Source organism: Jatrophihabitans fulvus (assembly GCF_054781375.1).
Map to the genome: position 1 here is coordinate 48,612 of NZ_BAAGUN010000001.1, position 16,098 is coordinate 64,709.

15 protein-coding genes and 1 tRNA gene are annotated in these 16,098 nt (G+C 71.7%); 10 read left to right on the plus strand and 6 right to left on the minus strand.

The window, feature by feature from the left end:
• Positions 1–39 precede the first annotated feature (39 nt).
• The 4 genes from metG to ACYVP9_RS00300 all read left to right on the plus strand — a co-directional run bounded on the left by metG (position 40) and on the right by ACYVP9_RS00300 (position 5,452).
• A complete protein-coding gene (metG, locus tag ACYVP9_RS00285; RefSeq protein ID WP_460602686.1) occupies positions 40–1,875 on the plus strand; it encodes a methionine--tRNA ligase in 1,836 nt (611 codons plus the stop codon).
• Complete coding sequence (locus ACYVP9_RS00290) at positions 1,859–2,713, plus strand: TatD family hydrolase (protein ID WP_460602687.1); 855 nt, start codon at positions 1,859–1,861, stop codon at positions 2,711–2,713. Before metG ends, ACYVP9_RS00290 begins: the two co-directional genes overlap by 17 nt.
• A 337-nt stretch (positions 2,714–3,050) precedes the next feature.
• Positions 3,051–4,193, plus strand: coding sequence for a ubiquitin-like domain-containing protein (locus ACYVP9_RS00295; protein ID WP_460602688.1), 1,143 nt, complete (start codon positions 3,051–3,053; stop codon positions 4,191–4,193).
• A gap of 116 nt (positions 4,194–4,309) precedes the next feature.
• Positions 4,310–5,452 (plus strand): aggregation-promoting factor C-terminal-like domain-containing protein, encoded by a 1,143-nt coding sequence (locus ACYVP9_RS00300; RefSeq protein WP_460602689.1) that lies wholly within the window; start codon positions 4,310–4,312, stop codon positions 5,450–5,452.
• Here the strand turns inward: ACYVP9_RS00300 and ACYVP9_RS00305 are convergent.
• Positions 5,449–6,201, minus strand: a complete 753-nt coding sequence (locus ACYVP9_RS00305) for a DeoR/GlpR family DNA-binding transcription regulator (protein WP_460602690.1) — start codon at positions 6,199–6,201, stop codon at positions 5,449–5,451. The two genes, ACYVP9_RS00300 and ACYVP9_RS00305, sit on opposite strands and share 4 nt — an antisense overlap.
• A gap of 49 nt (positions 6,202–6,250) precedes the next feature.
• On the opposite strand from ACYVP9_RS00305, the gene ACYVP9_RS00310 reads away from it, so the two are divergent.
• The 5 genes from ACYVP9_RS00310 (at position 6,251) to ACYVP9_RS00330 (ending at position 10,285) form a co-directional block, all read left to right on the plus strand.
• Positions 6,251–6,934, plus strand: coding sequence for an NUDIX hydrolase (locus tag ACYVP9_RS00310; protein WP_460602691.1), 684 nt, complete (start codon positions 6,251–6,253; stop codon positions 6,932–6,934).
• 9 nt (positions 6,935–6,943) lie between these two features.
• Complete coding sequence (locus tag ACYVP9_RS00315) at positions 6,944–7,681, plus strand: alpha/beta fold hydrolase (RefSeq protein ID WP_460602692.1); 738 nt, start codon at positions 6,944–6,946, stop codon at positions 7,679–7,681.
• A 26-nt stretch (positions 7,682–7,707) separates the two neighbouring features.
• Positions 7,708–8,883, plus strand: a complete 1,176-nt coding sequence (locus ACYVP9_RS00320; protein ID WP_460604254.1) for a M20 metallopeptidase family protein — start codon at positions 7,708–7,710, stop codon at positions 8,881–8,883.
• A complete protein-coding gene (gene rsmA / locus ACYVP9_RS00325) occupies positions 8,880–9,728 on the plus strand; it encodes a ribosomal RNA small subunit methyltransferase A (RefSeq protein ID WP_460602693.1) in 849 nt (282 codons plus the stop codon). The genes ACYVP9_RS00320 and rsmA overlap by 4 nt, the downstream gene beginning before the upstream one ends.
• A 77-nt stretch (positions 9,729–9,805) precedes the next feature.
• The gene (locus ACYVP9_RS00330; RefSeq protein ID WP_460602694.1) at positions 9,806–10,285 is read left to right on the plus strand and encodes a CD225/dispanin family protein; all 480 of its coding nucleotides are present in this window, start codon (positions 9,806–9,808) and stop codon (positions 10,283–10,285) included.
• Between the two features lie 40 nt (positions 10,286–10,325).
• Here ACYVP9_RS00330 and ACYVP9_RS00335 read toward each other — a convergent pair whose 3' ends face one another.
• The 3 genes from ACYVP9_RS00335 to ACYVP9_RS00345 all read right to left on the minus strand — a co-directional run bounded on the left by ACYVP9_RS00335 (position 10,326) and on the right by ACYVP9_RS00345 (position 12,884).
• Positions 10,326–11,306, minus strand: coding sequence for a ribose-phosphate pyrophosphokinase (locus ACYVP9_RS00335; protein WP_460602695.1), 981 nt, complete (start codon positions 11,304–11,306; stop codon positions 10,326–10,328).
• Positions 11,306–12,760 (minus strand): bifunctional UDP-N-acetylglucosamine diphosphorylase/glucosamine-1-phosphate N-acetyltransferase GlmU, encoded by a 1,455-nt coding sequence (gene glmU, locus ACYVP9_RS00340; protein ID WP_460602696.1) that lies wholly within the window; start codon positions 12,758–12,760, stop codon positions 11,306–11,308. The genes ACYVP9_RS00335 and glmU overlap by 1 nt, the downstream gene beginning before the upstream one ends.
• Before the next feature lie 51 nt (positions 12,761–12,811).
• Positions 12,812–12,884, minus strand: a tRNA-Gln gene (locus ACYVP9_RS00345).
• A 205-nt stretch (positions 12,885–13,089) separates the two neighbouring features.
• Between ACYVP9_RS00345 and ACYVP9_RS00350 the strand changes: the two genes are divergently transcribed.
• Positions 13,090–14,070 (plus strand): acyl-CoA desaturase, encoded by a 981-nt coding sequence (locus ACYVP9_RS00350; RefSeq protein ID WP_460602697.1) that lies wholly within the window; start codon positions 13,090–13,092, stop codon positions 14,068–14,070.
• Here ACYVP9_RS00350 and kynU read toward each other — a convergent pair.
• The gene (kynU, locus tag ACYVP9_RS00355; protein ID WP_460602698.1) at positions 14,043–15,293 is read right to left on the minus strand and encodes a kynureninase; all 1,251 of its coding nucleotides are present in this window, start codon (positions 15,291–15,293) and stop codon (positions 14,043–14,045) included. The genes ACYVP9_RS00350 and kynU overlap by 28 nt on opposite strands.
• Positions 15,286–16,053, minus strand: coding sequence for a tryptophan 2,3-dioxygenase (locus ACYVP9_RS00360; RefSeq protein ID WP_460602699.1), 768 nt, complete (start codon positions 16,051–16,053; stop codon positions 15,286–15,288). Before ACYVP9_RS00360 ends, kynU begins: the two co-directional genes overlap by 8 nt.
• Positions 16,054–16,098: the final 45 nt, after the last annotated feature.

Consider the following 16,098-nt stretch of genomic DNA (forward strand, 5'->3'; position numbering starts at 1 on the left):
ACCATTCCACGACCGTGGTCGTCCGCAAGCGGTGCGGCAATGGGCACGGCTGCCCTCACTACGCTGGAGCGTGTGAGTTCCGGAGAGCACATCCTGACCGCCGTCGCGTGGCCCTACGCCAACGGACCGCGCCACATCGGGCACGTCGCCGGCTTCGGCGTCCCGTCCGACATCTTCAGCCGCTACCAGCGGATGGCCGGCAACCAGGTGCTCATGGTCAGCGGCACGGACGAGCACGGCACGCCCATCCAGGTGCAGGCCGACAACGAGGGGGTCAGCGCCCGCGAGCTCGCCGACCGCAACGCCCTGGTCATCGCGAAGGACCTGCAGCAGCTCGGGTTGAGCTACGACCTCTTCACCCGCACCACCACGGCGAACCACTACGCGGTCGCGCAGGAGATCTTCCTGGGCCTGCTCAAGAACGGCTACGTGTTCCCGCAGACGCAGCTCGGGGCGATCAGCCCGTCGACCGGGCGGACGCTGCCCGACCGCTACATCGAGGGCGAGTGCCCGATCTGCCACTACCCGTCCGCGCGAGGCGACCAGTGCGACAACTGCGGCAACCAGCTCGATCCCGCCGATCTGATCAACCCGCGCAGCCGCATCAACGGCGAGACGCCGAAGTTCGTCGAGATCGAGCAGCTCATGCTCGACCTGCCGGCCTTCGGCGAGGTGCTCGCCGAGTGGCTGAAGAAGCAGGACCACTGGCGTCCGAACGTGCAGCGGTTCAGCCTCAACCTGCTCGACGACCTCAAGCCGCGCTCCTACACGCGTGACCTCGAGTGGGGCATCCCGGTGCCCCTCGACGGCTGGCGCGACCGCCCGGAGAAGTCGATCTACGTGTGGTTCGACGCCGTCGTCGGCTACCTGTCGGCCTCGATCCAGTGGGCGCAGCTGCGCGGCGAGCCCGAGGCGTGGCGGGCCTGGTGGCAGTCGGACGACGCCCGGGCCTACTACTTCATGGGCAAGGACAACATCGTCTTCCACGCCGAGATCTGGCCGGCGATGCTCATGGGCTACTCGGGCATCGGCGCGAAGGGCGGCGAGCCCGGTTCGCTGGGCGCGCTGAACCGTCCGTACGAGGTCGTCTCGAGCGAGTTCCTCACCATGGAGGGCAAGAAGTTCAGCTCGTCCCGCGGCGTCGTCATCTACGTGGGCGACGTGCTGAGCCGCTACGACGCCGACGCGCTGCGCTACTTCCTCTCGGTCGCCGGCCCGGAGAACCAGGACACCGACTTCACCTGGTCGGAGTTCGTGCGCCGCAACAACGACGAGCTCGTCGCCGGCTGGGGCAACCTCGTCAACCGCACCGTGTCGATGACGGCCAAGAACCTGGGCGCGATACCCGCCGCCGGCGACCTGACCGACGCCGACCGGACGATGCTGGAGACGTCGCGGGGGGCCTTCGCCACCGTCGGCGACCTGCTGTCCCGCTCCCGGCAGAAGGCGGCCATCGGCGAGGCCATGGGGGTCGTGGCGGCGGCCAACAAGTACCTGTCCGACACGGCGCCGTGGAAGCTGAAGAACGACGACCCCGAGCGCATGGCCACCGTGCTGCACGTGGCGCTGCAGGTCGTCGACGACGCCAAGACGCTGCTCACGCCGTTCCTGCCGTCGTCCTCGGGCAAGGTGCACGCGATGCTGCACGGCGAGGAGCGCTGGGCGGCCATGCCCGACCTCGTCGAGCTCGACGAGCAGACGGCCGTGGGCTCGCCGTCCTACTCCGTGCTCACCGGCGACTACGACACCGGCGCGCGCTGGGAGTCGCGCCCGATCGAGGCCGGACGGCCGCTCGCCCCGCCGACGCCGGTGTTCACGAAGCTCGACCCGTCGGTGGTCGACGAGGAGCTGGCCCGGCTTGCCCCGTCCGACTGAACCGCCCCCGTCGCCGCCGCCGCTGCCCTCCACCGTCCTCGACGCGCACACCCACCTCGACGCCATGGCCGCGCGCGCCGGCGTCGCGCCCGACGCGGCGTTCGTCGCGTCCGAGATGCGGCGGGCGGCCTCGGTGGGGGTCGCGGCCGCGATCACCGTGGGCGACACGGTCGCGTCCTCGCGGTGGTGCACCGCGGCGACCGTGCACCCGGACGTCTACGCGGCGGTCGCCGTGCACCCGACCGAGGTCGACGGGCTCGACGACGAGGGGTACGCGGAACTGGAGCGGCTGGCCGCGCACCCCAAGGTCGTCGCGATCGGCGAGACGGGCCTGGACTACTACTGGGACCGCACGACCCCCGCGGCGCAGCAGGAGCACTTCCGGCGGCACATCGACCTCGCCAAGCGGGTCGGGTTGCCGTTGATGATCCACGACCGGGACGCCCACGACGACGTGCTGCGGATCCTGCGCGAGGAGGGCGCGCCCGAGCAGGTGGTGTTCCACGCCTTCTCGGGCGACGCGGGCATGGCGCGCGCCTGCGCCGATGCGGGTTACGTGATGTCGTTCCCGGGGGTCGTCACGTTCCGCAACGCCCCGGCGCTGCGGGAGGCGGCCGCGGTGGCGCCGCTCGAGCTCGTGCTGGTCGAGACCGACGCCCCGTTCCTGACCCCGCACCCGCTGCGCGGCCGCCCGAACGCCCCGCGCCTGCTCCCCGTGACCGTCCGAGGTCTGTCCGAGGCCGTCGGCCGAGACCTCGACGCGGTGTGCGCGGAGGTCCGGCAGAACGCGGGGCGCGTGTTCGGGATCACGATCGACCCAAAGATCACAGTCCTGTGACGTGAGTCACAAAAATTGGTTCGACGCAACGTCAGGGTGATCCCTGAGGTCAGGTCGGGGTCAGTTCGCGTCCGCAGTGGTGACGACGGCCGAGCGCCGCGAACCCCGCAGGCGCACGCCTCGCGCGCGATGTCTCAAGTAGTGCTTGACCCGGCGTGGACACGTTCCGTGACCGTAAGCGCTCTCGGCGTGAACCGGCCGTGACCCGCCGGCGTACCGGACATACCCGGCGTTTCGCGTGTTCGGGGTTTGGGAAGTTGCGTTCCCGCTCGTTACCTTGTCGTGACCGGACAAGCCGGGTCGGCCGAGGTGCCACCCGACGCGAAGGAGTGTGTGCGTGCGACGCAGCGTGAAGTACGGCCTGTACGGAGCAGTTCTGGCCGGCATGGTCGGCGGTACCGCCGCATTCGCCACCTCAGCCAGCGCCACGCCGATCACCCTGGTGGTCGACGGCAAGGCGACCGCGATGGACACGTCCGCCGACGACGTCCGCGGTGTCCTGGCCGACGCCGGCTACAAGGTCGACAAGCACGACATCGTCGCGCCGAGCCTCGGCACCGAGGTCAAGGACAACCAGACGATCGTGCTCAAGCAGGGCCGCCTGCTGCACCTGAACGTCGACGGCCGCAAGGTCGACGTCTGGACGACCGCGCCGACCGTCGCGCAGGCCCTCAACGAGCTCGGCTACGCGCCGTCGTCGTTCGTCTCGGTGTCGCGCTCGAAGCGCCTGCCGGCCGGCGCCGCGACCAGCATCGCGCTGCGCGGGCCGAAGGACGTCGTCGTCGCCCACGACAAGAAGACCTCGGACGCCACGTCCACCGCCCGCACCGTGGGCGACCTGCTCGACTCGATGGGCATCACGCTCGACGGCAACGACCGCGTCACCCCCGCCCTGGGCACCGTTCTGAGCGACGGGATGAAGGTCAAGGTCATGCGGGTGACCACCAAGACGATCGTCCGTACGAAGACGATCGACTACGCGACCCGCCAGGTGAACGACCCGAAGATGTACCGGGGCAACAGCAAGGTCGTGCGCCCGGGCCAGGAGGGTGCCCGCAAGGTCACCTACGCCTTCGTCTGGATCGACGGCAAGCTCGTCAGCAAGAAGGTCGTCGGACGTGACGTCACGCGCGACCCGCGCACGCAGGTCGTCAAGGTCGGCACCAAGGCCCGTCCGCAGCCGAAGCCGCAGCCGGCATCGGGCGGCGGCAACAGCGGCGCCACCCCGCCCGCCGACAGCAGCGGTCTGAACTGGGACGCCCTGGCGCAGTGCGAGGCCGGCGGCAACTGGCACATCAACACCGGCAACGGCTTCTACGGCGGCCTGCAGTTCGACTACAGCACCTGGCTGTCCAACGGTGGCGGGCAGTACGCCGAGCGCGCCGACCTCGCCACCCGCGAGCAGCAGATCGCGATCGGCACCCGCCTCTACAACGCCCGCGGCTCCAGCCCCTGGCCCGTCTGCGGCGCGCAGCTCTAGTACGACCACCTGGCGGCGCCGGTCCACCGACCGGCGCCGTCCGTGTGCTGCGCGCGTCCTACCTCGACGCGCCCGCCGCACGCCTGTTCCACAGTTGATCCGAGGAGATCCACCCAGTGCTCCGCAGTCTCAAGTACGGCCTCTACGGCGCTGTCCTGTCCGGCCTCGTGGCCGCGCCCGTCGTCATCTGGAACGCCACCGGCAAGGACGTCACGCTGCTGGTCGACGGCAAGGCGCGGCAGGTCAGCACCAGCGCGTCCGACGTCGGCGACCTGCTCTCGGACGAGGGCTTCGAGACCGGCTCGCACGACATCGTGGCGCCCACCGCCGACACCGCCGTCAAGGACGGCATGAAGGTCGTGCTCAACCGCGGCAAGCAGCTCGTGCTGCGCGTCGACGGCCGCACCGTCAAGGTGTGGACCACCGCCCCCACGGTCAGCGACGCGCTCGCCCAACTCGGCTACTCGCAGTCGGACTTCGTCTCCGTGTCACGGTCCAAGCGCCTGCCCGTCGGCACGCCGACCTCGATCGACGTGCGCACGCCGCGCACCGTCACCGTCGTGCACGACGGCGAGCGCGAGAAGGTCAGCACGACCGAGCCGACCGTCGGCGACATGCTGCAGCAGCTCGGCGTCTCCTACGACGCGAACGACCGGCTGTCGGTGCCGGCGGCCGAGGAGACCGAGGACGGGCTCACCGTCGTGCTCAAGCGGGTCTCGACCCGCACCGCCGTCCGCACCGAGACCGTCGGCTACGACACGACCAAGCGCCGCAGCGGCGCCGTCTACCAGGGCACCACGCAGGTGCTCAAGCCCGGCCGCAAGGGCCGCGCCCAGGTCACCTACTCCGTCGTCTACGTCGACGGCAAACCGGTCGGACGGACCCGCACCGGCGTGAAGATCGTCGTCCCCGCTCGCGATCGCGTCGTGCTGATCGGCACCAAGGAACCCACCGGCCCCGCCGGGGCACAGGCGATCGCCCGTCAGCTGCTGCCGCGCTTCGGCTTCGACGACAGCGAGTTCGGCTGCCTCGTGCAGATGTGGAACCGCGAGAGCGGCTGGAACACCAGCGCCACCAACCCGAGCAGCGGCGCCTACGGCATCCCGCAGTCGCTGCCCGGCAACAAGATGGCCAGCGCGGGCCCGGCGTGGCAGAGCGACGCCCGCACCCAGATCATGTGGGGCCTCGGCTACATCAAGGACCGCTACAGCACCCCGTGCGGCGCCTGGTCCTTCTGGCAGGCCCACAATTACTACTAGGTCGCATTGAGCACTTTCGCTCCGGCGTCGGTCAGGGACGCCGTCGCCGCCTCGGGTGCGTCGGTGACGATGCCCGTGACGGCGTCGAGCGGCAGCACCCGGTGCCGCGAGACGGCGCCGACCTTCTCGACGCTGGCCAGCACGTAGGTGTCGGCGGCCCGTGACGCGAGCAGCCGCTTCATGGCGGCCTCGTCCGCGTCGCCGGTCGTGAATCCCTCGTCCGGGTGGACGCCGGTGACGCCGAGCAGGAACACATCGGCGGAGACCCGCTGCGCCGCCTCGGCGGCCGCGGCGCCCAGGGCCACGGCCGAGTGCTTGAACAGCCGCCCGCCGAGCACGATCACGTCCGCGCCGGGGTGCTCGAGCAGGGCGGCCGCCACCGTCGGGCTGTGCGTCACGACCGTGCAGGACAGCGAACGGGGCAGGTGCGCGACGACGGCGAGCGCGGTCGTGCCGCCGTCGAGCAGCACCGTCGAGCCCGGCTCGACGAGCCCGGCTGCCCGCGCGGCGACCCGGTCCTTCGACGCCGGTTCGATGCTCGTGCGGGTGCCGTAGTCGGCGAGCGCCGGCGAGGCGGGCAGCGCGCCGCCGTACACCCGCTCGCACAGCCCGGCGGCCGCGAGGTCACGCAGGTCGCGGCGCACGCTGTCGTCCGACAGCCCCAGCTCGACCGCGAGGTCCTTCGCGACGATCCTGCCGTCGCGTGCGAGGCGGGCGAGCAACAGCTCGCGGCGTTGAGCGGCCAGCATTCGCACTCCTTCACGTTCTTGCACGTTCTTGCGTGTACGGTACCGCGTCATGACCACGACCTCGATCAGGAGCGGCCCCGGCCTCGACGCGCCCGACCACCGCGGCCGCACCGGCCTCGACCGCGCCGGTCGCGACCTCACCCGCAACCCCGGCGTGGTCGTCCGCGACGTCGAGCTGACCTCGCAGGGATGGCACGTGCTGCGGCGCACCACCTACGACTACCGGCGCCGCGACGGCCGCTGGACGAGCGAGCAGCGCGAGACCTACGACCGCGGCGACGGCGCCGCGGTGCTGCTCTACGACGTCGTGCGGCGCACGGTCCTGCTGACGCGCCAGTTCCGCTATCCCGCCTACGTCAACGAGCACCCGGACGGCATGCTGCTCGAGGTCGCCGCCGGGCTGCTCGACGCGGACGACGCGGAGACCGCGATCCGGCGCGAGGCCCACGAGGAACTCGGCGTGCGGGTCGGCCCGCTCACCGCCGTCTTCGACGCCTACATGAGCCCGGGGTCGGTCACGGAACGGTTGCACCTGTTCGCCGGGCCGTACGCCGCCGACGACCGGACGGGGGAGGGCGGCGGGCTCGCCGACGACGGGGAGGACATCGAGGTCGTCGAGCTCGACGTCGACGACGCTCTCGCCATGACACGGGACGGCCGCATCCGCGACGGCAAGACGGTCATGCTGCTGCAGTGGGCGGTCCTGGACGGCCCGTTCGCCACCCGGGGCTAGGGTCGTCACGTGGTCGACCTGGCGCACGACGTCCGCGGAACGGGACCCCTGCTCGTGCTGGTGCACGGCATCACCGAGGACCGCCGCAGCTGGGACCCGCTGACCAACGACCTCGCCAAGGACCACCGCGTCCTGCGTGTCGACCTGCGCGGGCACGGCGAGTCGCCGGCGGGCGACGGCTACACCGCCGCCGACTACGCCGCCGACATCGCGCCGCTGGTCGACGAGCCACCGCTGGTCGTCGGGCACTCGCTCGGCGGTCTCGTCGCGACCGCCTACGCGGCGGCGTTCGAGACGCGCGGCGCGATCAATGTCGACCAATCACTGCACCTGGCCGGGTTCCGCGACGCCGCGCGCGCCGTCGAGCCGGCGCTGCGCAGCGACGCCTTCGGCGACGTGATGCGAGCGATGTTCGAGGGCTTCCGCGGCCCGCTCGACGACGCCGAGTGGCAGCGGCTGTCCGACCTGCGCAGCCCGCGCCAGGACGTCGTGCTCGGCACGTGGCAGCTGCTGTTCGACCTCGACGTCGACGACATCGAGGCGCAGATGGCCGCGCTGCTGCGTGGCGTGAAGGTGCCCTACCTGAACCTGCTGGGGTCCTGGCCGCCCGGGGGCTACCCCGAGTGGCTGCTCGACCTCGCGCCCCGTTCGCGGGTGGAGGTGTGGGAGGGCCTCGGGCACTACCCCCATCTGGCCGAGCCCGAGCGGTTCCTCACCCGCGTCCGTGAGTTCGAGGAGGACCTGTGACCGCGATCCTGGACGACGCCGCCACGATGCACGACGACCTCGTCCGGCTGCGCCGCGAGCTGCACCGCGATCCCGAGCTCGGTCTCGAGCTGCCGCGTACGCAGCGCAGGGTCCTGGACGAGCTCGACGGGCTGCCGCTCGAGATCACCACCGGTCCGGACGGGTTGGGTTCGGTCACCGCCGTGCTGCGCGGGCGGTCGACCGGCCGGTCGGTGCTGTTGCGTGCCGACATGGACGGGTTGCCCGTCGAGGAGGAGACCGGCCTCGACTTCGCCGCCACCACCGGCACGATGCACGCCTGCGGTCACGATCTGCACACCTCGATGCTGGTCGGCGCCGCCCGCCTGCTCAGCGCCCGGCGTGACCAGCTCGGCGGCGACGTCGTGTTCATGTTCCAGCCCGGCGAGGAGGGCTACGACGGCGCGGGGCACATGATCGCCGACGGCGTGCTCGACGCCGCGGGCGCCCGTCCCGAGGCGGCCTTCTTCATGCACGTGACCTCGTCGTCCGTGCCGAGTGGGGTGGTCGCGCTGCGGCCCGGACCGATGATGTCGGCGGCCGACACGCTGCGGGTGAGCGTCGTCGGCACGGGAGGGCACGCGTCGAACCCGCACCGCGCGCAGGACCCGATCGCCGTCGTGGCCGAGATCGTCACGGCGCTGCAGACGATGGTCACCCGGCAGTTCGACGTCTTCGACCCCGTCGTGCTCACGGTCGGACACCTGCACGCCGGCTCGCAGCACAACATCATCCCGGAACGCGCGAACTTCGAGGCGACCGTCCGCTCGTTCTCGGCCGCGCACCAGCGGGCGATGACCGAGAAGGCCGTGCGGCTCGTGCGGGGCATCGCCGAGGCACACGGCCTGCGGGCCGACGTCGACTACGAGACGCTCTACCCGGTCACCGTCAACGACGAGGCGATGACACGCTTCTTCGCCGACACCGCCGCCGATCTGTTCGGCACGCCCGCGACGACGATCATGCCCAACCCGCACACCGGGTCCGAGGACTTCTCCCGCGTGCTCGCCGAGGTGCCCGGAGCGATGGCGTTCCTCGGCGCGACCGCACCCGGCCGCGACCCCGAGACGGCGCCGTTCAACCACTCACCGCTCGCGAGTTTCGACGAGAGCGTGCTGCCGCGCGGCACCGCGCTGTACGCCAAGCTCGCCCTCGACCGGCTCGCGGCGCCGGCAGGGGCGTGACCTCACCCCTGCTGGGACCGGCCGACGTCCGCGCGCTCGCGGCCCGGCTCGGCATCCGTCCGACGAAGACGCTCGGGCAGAACTTCGTCCACGATCCCAACACCATCCGGCGCATCGTCCGCACCGCTGAGCTCGCAGAGGGCGAGCCGGTGCTCGAGATCGGTCCGGGGCTGGGGTCGCTGACGCTCGGCCTGCTCGACGCCGGACACCCGGTGACGGCCGTCGAGATCGACCCGGCCCTGGCGGACGCGCTGGCGGACACGGTGGCGCAGCGGCTCCCCGGCGCGCCGCTCACCGTCGTGCCCGGGGACGCGCTGCGCATCACCGAGCTGCCCGGAGACGCGCCCACCGGCCTGGTCGCCAACCTGCCGTACAACGTCTCGGTGCCGGTGCTGCTGCACCTGCTCGCGGCGTTCCCGTCGCTGCAACGAGTGCTGGTGCTGGTGCAGGCCGAGGTGGCCGACCGGCTCGCCGCCGGCCCCGGCGGACGGGTCTACGGAGTGCCGAGCGTCAAGGCGTCCTGGTACGGGCAGGTGTCCCGGGCCGGGGCCGTGCCCCGCGCGGTGTTCTGGCCGGTGCCGAACGTCGACAGCGGTCTCGTGCGGCTCGTCCGCCGCGACCCGCCGGCGACGCCCGCGAGCCGGGAGGCGGTCTTCGCCGCGGTCGACGCCGCGTTCGCGCAGCGCCGCAAGACGCTGCGCTCGGCGCTCGCCGGCTGGGCGGGCTCACCGGCCCGCGCGCAACAGGCCCTCGAGGCGGCGGGCGTCGACCCGGGGTCCCGCGGGGAGACGCTCGACGTCGCGGCGTTCGCGCGCGTGGCCGCGGCGCGGGAAGCTCTGCCCTAGCCTTCGACGTGCCGCGCCGCGAGCGTGGTGCTTGACTACCGCAGAGCCACGAATCGACCCGCCGGTGGAGGCACAACGTGAGCAGTCCGCATCAGCCGTACGGTCAGCCGTCCCAGTACGGGCAGCAGGGCCCGTCCTTCGACAAGCAGCCGGCGCCGTACGGCCAGCAGGGACAGCCCGCCCAGCAGTACGGGCAGCAGCAGTACGGCCAGCCCCAGTACGGGCAGCAGCCCTACGGTCAACCGCAGCAGCAGTACGGCCAGCCGTACCCGCAGCAGCAGTACGGTCAGCCCTACGGCAACCCCGCCGTCGGCGCGGTGCAGAAGCCGACCGGCTGGTTCGTCGTCAACTGGCTGTTCTTCTGGCCGCTGGCGATCTACTCGCTGGTGTCGGCGTGGCAGAACATCGACCCGGCGCTGTTCCGCGGCGACGTCGCGACCGCGCAGCACCACGCGAACCGGGTGAAGAAGTTCGGGCAGATCGCGCTCGCCATCGCCATCGCCATCTGGCTCTTCTACATCATCCTGTTCGTCGCGGTGCTGTCGTCGATCAACTGACGCGACCGCCCGGTCGGTACCGCCGCCACGGCCGCAGCGATCAGCTGCGGCCGTGGAACAGGCTGGTGACCGAGCCGTCCTCGAAGACCTCCTTGATCGCCTTCGCCAGCAGCGGGGCGATCGACAGGACGGTCAGCTTGCCGAACTGACGATCGGTCGGGATCGGCAGCGTGTTCGTGACGACGACCTCGCTGATGCGGCTGTTCTTCAGGCGGTCGGTGGCCGGGCCGGAGAAGATGCCGTGGGTGGCGGCGACCACGACCTCGGTCGCGCCCTCCTGCACGAGCAGTTCCGCGGCCTTGGTGATCGAGCCGGCGGTGTCGATCATGTCGTCGACGAGCAGGCAGCAGCGGCCCTCGACGTCGCCGACCACGCGGTTCGCGACGACGTCGTTCGCGGCATCGATGTTGCGGCTCTTGTGCACGAACGCGAGATCGCGACCGCCGAGTTCGTCCGCCCACTGCTCGGCCGTCCGCACCCGGCCGGTGTCGGGGGAGACCACGACGAGGTCGCGGTCGCCGTACTGCTCGCGCACGTGCTCGGCGAGCAGCGGCATCGCGAACAGGTGGTCGACGGGGCCGTCGAAGAAGCCCTGGATCTGCGCGGTGTGCAGGTCGACGGTCATGAGCCGGTCGGCACCGGCGGTCTTGAACAGGTCGGCCACCAGGCGTGCCGAGATCGGCTCGCGTCCGCGGTGCTTCTTGTCCTGGCGGGAGTAGGGGTAGAACGGCGCCACCACCGTGATGCGCTTCGCGGACGCCCGCTTGAGCGCGTCGACCAGCAGCAGGCTCTCCATCACCCAGTCGTTGATGGGCGTCGTGTGCGACTGCACGACGAACGCGTCCGTGCCGCGCACCGACTCGTTCGGACGGATGAACAGCTCGCCGTTCGCGAACTGGCGCCGGGTGGTCTCGGTGACGGTCACGCCGATGTGCTCGCCGATCTCGTCCGCGAGGGCCGGGTAGGCGCCACCGGACAGCAGTACGAGGCTCTTGCTCCCGGCGACCTGCAACGTCGACATCAGGACTCCTGTTCGGACGGTTCGGCGGACTCACCCTCGGCCCTGGCGGCGGCGTCGGCGGCAGGCGTCCCGGCACGCTTCCGTGCCACCCAGCCTGCCACGTTGCGCTGGTTGGCCCGGGCGACGGCCATCGCACCCGGCGGCACGTCCTGCACGATCACCGACCCCGCCGCGGTGTAGGCCCCGTCACCGATCGTCACCGGTGCGACCAGCATCGTGTCGGACCCGATCTTCACGTGGTCGCCGACGACGCTGCGGTTCTTCTCGACGCCGTCGTAGTTGACGAACACCGTCGAGGCACCGATGTTCGAGCCGGTGCCGATCGTGGCGTCGCCGACGTAGCTGAGGTGCGGCACCTTGCTGCCCGGACCCACCTCGCTGTTCTTGATCTCGACGTAGGTGCCCACGTGTGCGCCTTCGGCCAGCCGGGCGCCCGGGCGCAGGTAGGCGAAGGGACCCACGGTGGCCCCGGCGCCGATCGCCGCCTCGATCGCCACCGTGCGGGTGACCCGCGCGTCCGCGCCCACCTCGGTGTCGGTGAGGGTGCAGTCGGGACCGATCTCGGCGCCCTCGGCGACGCGCGTGTGGCCGTGCAGCTGCACCTGCGGGCGGAGCAAGACGTCGGGTTCGAGCTCGACGCCGGCGTCGATCCAGGTGGTGTCGGGGTCGACGACGGTGACGCCCGCGCGCATGTGGGTCTCGACCTGGCGCCGGTTGTACGCGCGGTGCGCGGCGGCGAGCTGCACCCGGTCGTTGACGCCGGCGGTCACGTCCGCGGGGGCGACGACGGCGGCGATGCGGTGACCGTCACGGGCGAGGATGTCGACGACGTCGGGCAGGTACTCCTCGCCCTGCGCGTTGTCGCGCGACAGCCGGGTGACGGCGTCGCGCAGCAGCGCGTGGTCGAACGCGTAGACGCTGGTGGCGATCTCGTCGATGGTCTGCTCGACCGGGGACGCGTCCTTCTGCTCGACGACGCGCACGACGGTGCCGGCGCTGTCGCGCACGACCCGTCCGTACCCGAACGGGTCCGGGACGATGCTGGTGAGCAGGGTCGCGGCCGCGCCCGTGGCGGCGTGCTCGGTGACGAGTGCGATCAGGGCCGCGTCGGTCAGCAGCGGCGCGTCGCCGGGCACGACCACGACCGCGCCCCGGGCGTCCTCGGGTACGGCCGGCAGCGCGAGCCGCACCGCGTGCCCGGTGCCGTGCTGCTCGTCCTGCACGGCGGCCACCGCCTCCGGGGCGATGTCGGCGAGGTGGGCGGTCACCTCCTCGCGGCGATGCCCCACCACGACGACGGTGTGGGCGGCAGCCAGCGGCGCGGTCGCCGCGAGCACGTGGCCGAGCATCGACCGTCCGGCGAAGGAGTGGAGGACCTTGGGCAACGCCCGCGACCTCATGCGGGTGCCCTCACCCGCAGCGAGGACGACGACGGCGACGGGTGGCACGGGCACGGCGGGGCGGCACCTCGATCTGGCTCTGGGCGTGACACTGGCCTGGCTGCGCTGGGGGACTCGGACTCGAACCGAGACTGCAAGGCTCCAAAGGCCTGCGGGCTGCCGATTACCCCATCCCCCACAGGGACCCGCCCAGCCTAGGCCACCGCGCGGCGACTCTCAGGCGGGCCGGGTGGCCATGGGCTACGGTTGCGTAGGTTACGCAGTCGTAGCCTTGCGGATCCGAACGCCGGGTCCCTCACGAACCGGTCGTGTCGTACCGGAGCCCGAGGTGGAGAAACCCGCCCGCCATCCAGACCCCCGTGCCGAGACGAGAGAGGCCGCCGATGACGCTGCTCGACGACCGCCCCACGCCGCCCGCAGGCGGCCCCAAGCCGACGTTCGAAGGAACGAAGCGACGCGGTGAGCAGGCCATGCTCTATGTCTTCGTCGTCGTCCCGTTCCTCGCCTTCCTGGCCGCGGTGCCGGTCGCGTGGGGCTGGGGGCTCGGCTGGACGGACGTCGCGCTGTTCCTGGCCTTCTACGTCGTGTCGGGGCTCGGCATCACCGTCGGCTACCACCGGCTGTTCACGCACAACTCGTTCAAGGCGAACCGTCCGCTGCGGGCCGCCCTGGCGATCGCCGGGTCGCTGGCCGTCGAGGGCCCGGTGATCCGGTGGGTCGCCGACCACCGCCGGCACCACAAGTACAGCGACCACGAGGGTGACCCGCACTCGCCGTGGCGCTTCGGCGACACGAAGGCCGGGCTCGTCAAGGGATTCTGGTTCGCCCACATCGGCTGGCTGTTCGACCTCGAGCACACGAACCGCGAGAAGTACACGCCCGACCTCATGAACGACAAGGACATCCGCGCCGTCGAGAAGCTGTTCCCGGTGTGGGTGCTCGTGTCGATGTTCCTGCCGCCGCTGCTCGGCGGTCTCATCACGATGTCGTGGGCCGGCGCGCTCTCGGCGTTCTTCTGGGCCTCGCTGGTGCGCGTCTTCCTGCTGCACCACGTCACCTGGTCGATCAACTCGGTGTGCCACATGATCGGCGACCGGCCTTTCGCCGCCCGTGACCGCAGCGCCAACTTCTGGCCGCTCGCGATCCTCAGCTTCGGCGAGAGCTGGCACAACATGCACCACGCCGACCCGACGGCCGCCCGCCACGGCGTGCTGCGCGGCCAGCTCGACTCGTCCGCCCGCACGATCTGGCTGTTCGAGAAGCTGGGCTGGGCCACCGACGTCCGCTGGCCCAAGCCCGAGCGCCTCGAGAAGCTGCGCGTCGCCGCCGCGGACGCTCAGGTGACGGCGGCCCGCTCGGAGTAGCGCGGGTCGCGCCACTCACCGGTGGCGAGCACGTCGCGCAGGATCTCCATCGCGTCCCACACGTCGGCGAACGACAGGTAGGGCGCGGCGAAGCCGAGCCGCAGGATGTCCGGCTCGCGGAAGTCGCCGATGACGCCGCGGGCGATCAGCGCCTGGGTCACGGCGTACGCCGCGCCGTCGCCCGGCACGCGCAACGCCACCTGCGAACCGCGTCGGTGAGGCTCGCGCGGGGTGGCCACCCCCACGCCGTCCAGGTGCGCGTCGACGTAGTCGATCACCAGCTGCGTCAGCCGCAGCGACTTCGCGCGGACGTCCTCGATGAGCATCGAGTCGAACACGTCGAGCGCGGCGTCGAGCGCGCGCATGGAGACGAGTGCGGGCGTGCCGATGCGAGCCCGTTCGATGCCCTCGGCCGGGGCGTAGGACGACGTCAGCGCGAACGGCTGCGCGTGACCGTGCCAGCCGGTCAACGGCAGGTCGGCGGACGACTGGTGGCGGTGCGGCAGGTAGATCCACGCCGGCGCCCCGGGACCGCCGTTGAGGTACTTGTACGAGCACCCGACGGCGGCGTCCGCGCCGAGCCCGTCCAGGTCGAACGGCACCGCGCCCGCGGCGTGCGCGAGGTCCCACAGCATCAGCCCGCCCACGGCGTGCACGGCATCGGTGATGCCGCGCGCGTCCCAGAGCTCGCCGGTGCGGTAGTCGACGGCCGGGAACGACACGAGCGCGACCTCCGCGCCGCGTGCCTCGAGGACCGCGCCGACGGCGTCCGGCGACACCCGCACCAGCTCGAGCCCGAGCAGCCGCGCGACCGACTCGGCGAGGTACTGGTCGGTGGGGAAGTTGCCGCCGTCGGTGACGATGACCCGTCGGCCGGAATTCAGCCGGGCGAGGGCGGTCAACGCCTGGAACAGCTGCACGGACGTCGAGTCGCCGCACACCACCTGTCCCGGCGCGGCGCCGATCAGCGCGCCGATGCGGTCGCCCACGCGGCCCGGCAGCGTCCACCAGCCGTTCGCGTTCCACGAGCGGATCAGGTCGCGCCCCCACTGCCGCTCGACGGTGTCGGCGACCGCCTCGCGCACCCCCGTCGGCAGCGCACCGAGGGAGTTGCCGTCGAGGTAGAGCACGCTCTCGGGCAGCTCGAACTGCGCCCGGACGAAGGCGAGCGCGTCGTCGGCGTCGGCCTGCACGGCGTCGTCGCGACTGGCGATGTCAGGCACCGCGGACCTCCCACAGGTCGGGGAACGCCGGTCGGAACAGCGTCGAGCGCAGGTAGTCGGCACCCGACGAGCCACCCGTCCCCATGCGGTGGCCGATGATCCGCTCGACCATCTTGACGTGCCGGTAGCGCCACTCCTGGATGCCCTCGTCGATGTCGACCAGTGCCTCGCACACCTCGGCAGCGGCGGAGGTGTCGTCGTCGTAGACGGCCGACAGCACCGCCAGCACGTCCGGGTCGCCGGCCGGCCACGGCTCGGACGGGTCGCGCTCGAGTGCGGCGGCGGGGACGTCGTAGCCCAGGCCGGCCAGGCAGCGCAGCAGCGAGTCGAACACCGAGCGCCGGTGCAGCGCCGCCGTCGTGCCCGGGTCGCGCTCGCCGGCGAGGTCGCGGCGGCCCAGCGTCGCCTCGAGCTCGCGGAACTGCTCCGACTGGAACCCGCTCGAGCCGCCCAGCTCGGGGCGGAAGGAGGCGAACTGCTTCGGCGTCATCGTCTCGAGCACGTCGAGCTGCCCGACGATGGTCTTGAGGATCTTCGCGACCCGGCGCGCGGTCGCGAGGGCGGCCGCGGGCTGGACGTCCTCGAGCCGCCGCTGCAGCAGCGCGGTCTCGTGCAGGGTCTGCTTGAACCACAGCTCGTAGACCTGATGGATGATCACGAACAGCAGTTCGTCGTGCTCGTCGGTGCGCGGCGACTGGCACGCCAGCAACTCGGGCAGCCGCAGGTAGCTGACGTACGTCAACTCGTCGGTGTCGGGCATGCGCCTATCTTGGCCTGGTGACGGCGGGCAGTGGTGACGGCAGTG

Excerpts from the sequence above, each read along its gene's own strand:
- ACYVP9_RS00310 (WP_460602691.1), top strand. The coding sequence starts at position 6,251 with ATGACCACGACCTCGATCAGGAGCGGCCCCGGCCTCGACGCGCCCGAC.
- ACYVP9_RS00350 (WP_460602697.1), top strand. The coding sequence starts at position 13,090 with ATGACGCTGCTCGACGACCGCCCCACGCCGCCCGCAGGCGGCCCCAAG.
- metG (WP_460602686.1), top strand. The coding sequence starts at position 40 with ATGGGCACGGCTGCCCTCACTACGCTGGAGCGTGTGAGTTCCGGAGAG.
- ACYVP9_RS00320 (WP_460604254.1), top strand. The coding sequence starts at position 7,708 with ATGCACGACGACCTCGTCCGGCTGCGCCGCGAGCTGCACCGCGATCCC.
- ACYVP9_RS00335 (WP_460602695.1), bottom strand. The coding sequence starts at position 11,306 with ATGTCGACGTTGCAGGTCGCCGGGAGCAAGAGCCTCGTACTGCTGTCC.
- ACYVP9_RS00360 (WP_460602699.1), bottom strand. The coding sequence starts at position 16,053 with ATGCCCGACACCGACGAGTTGACGTACGTCAGCTACCTGCGGCTGCCC.
- ACYVP9_RS00305 (WP_460602690.1), bottom strand. The coding sequence starts at position 6,201 with ATGCTGGCCGCTCAACGCCGCGAGCTGTTGCTCGCCCGCCTCGCACGC.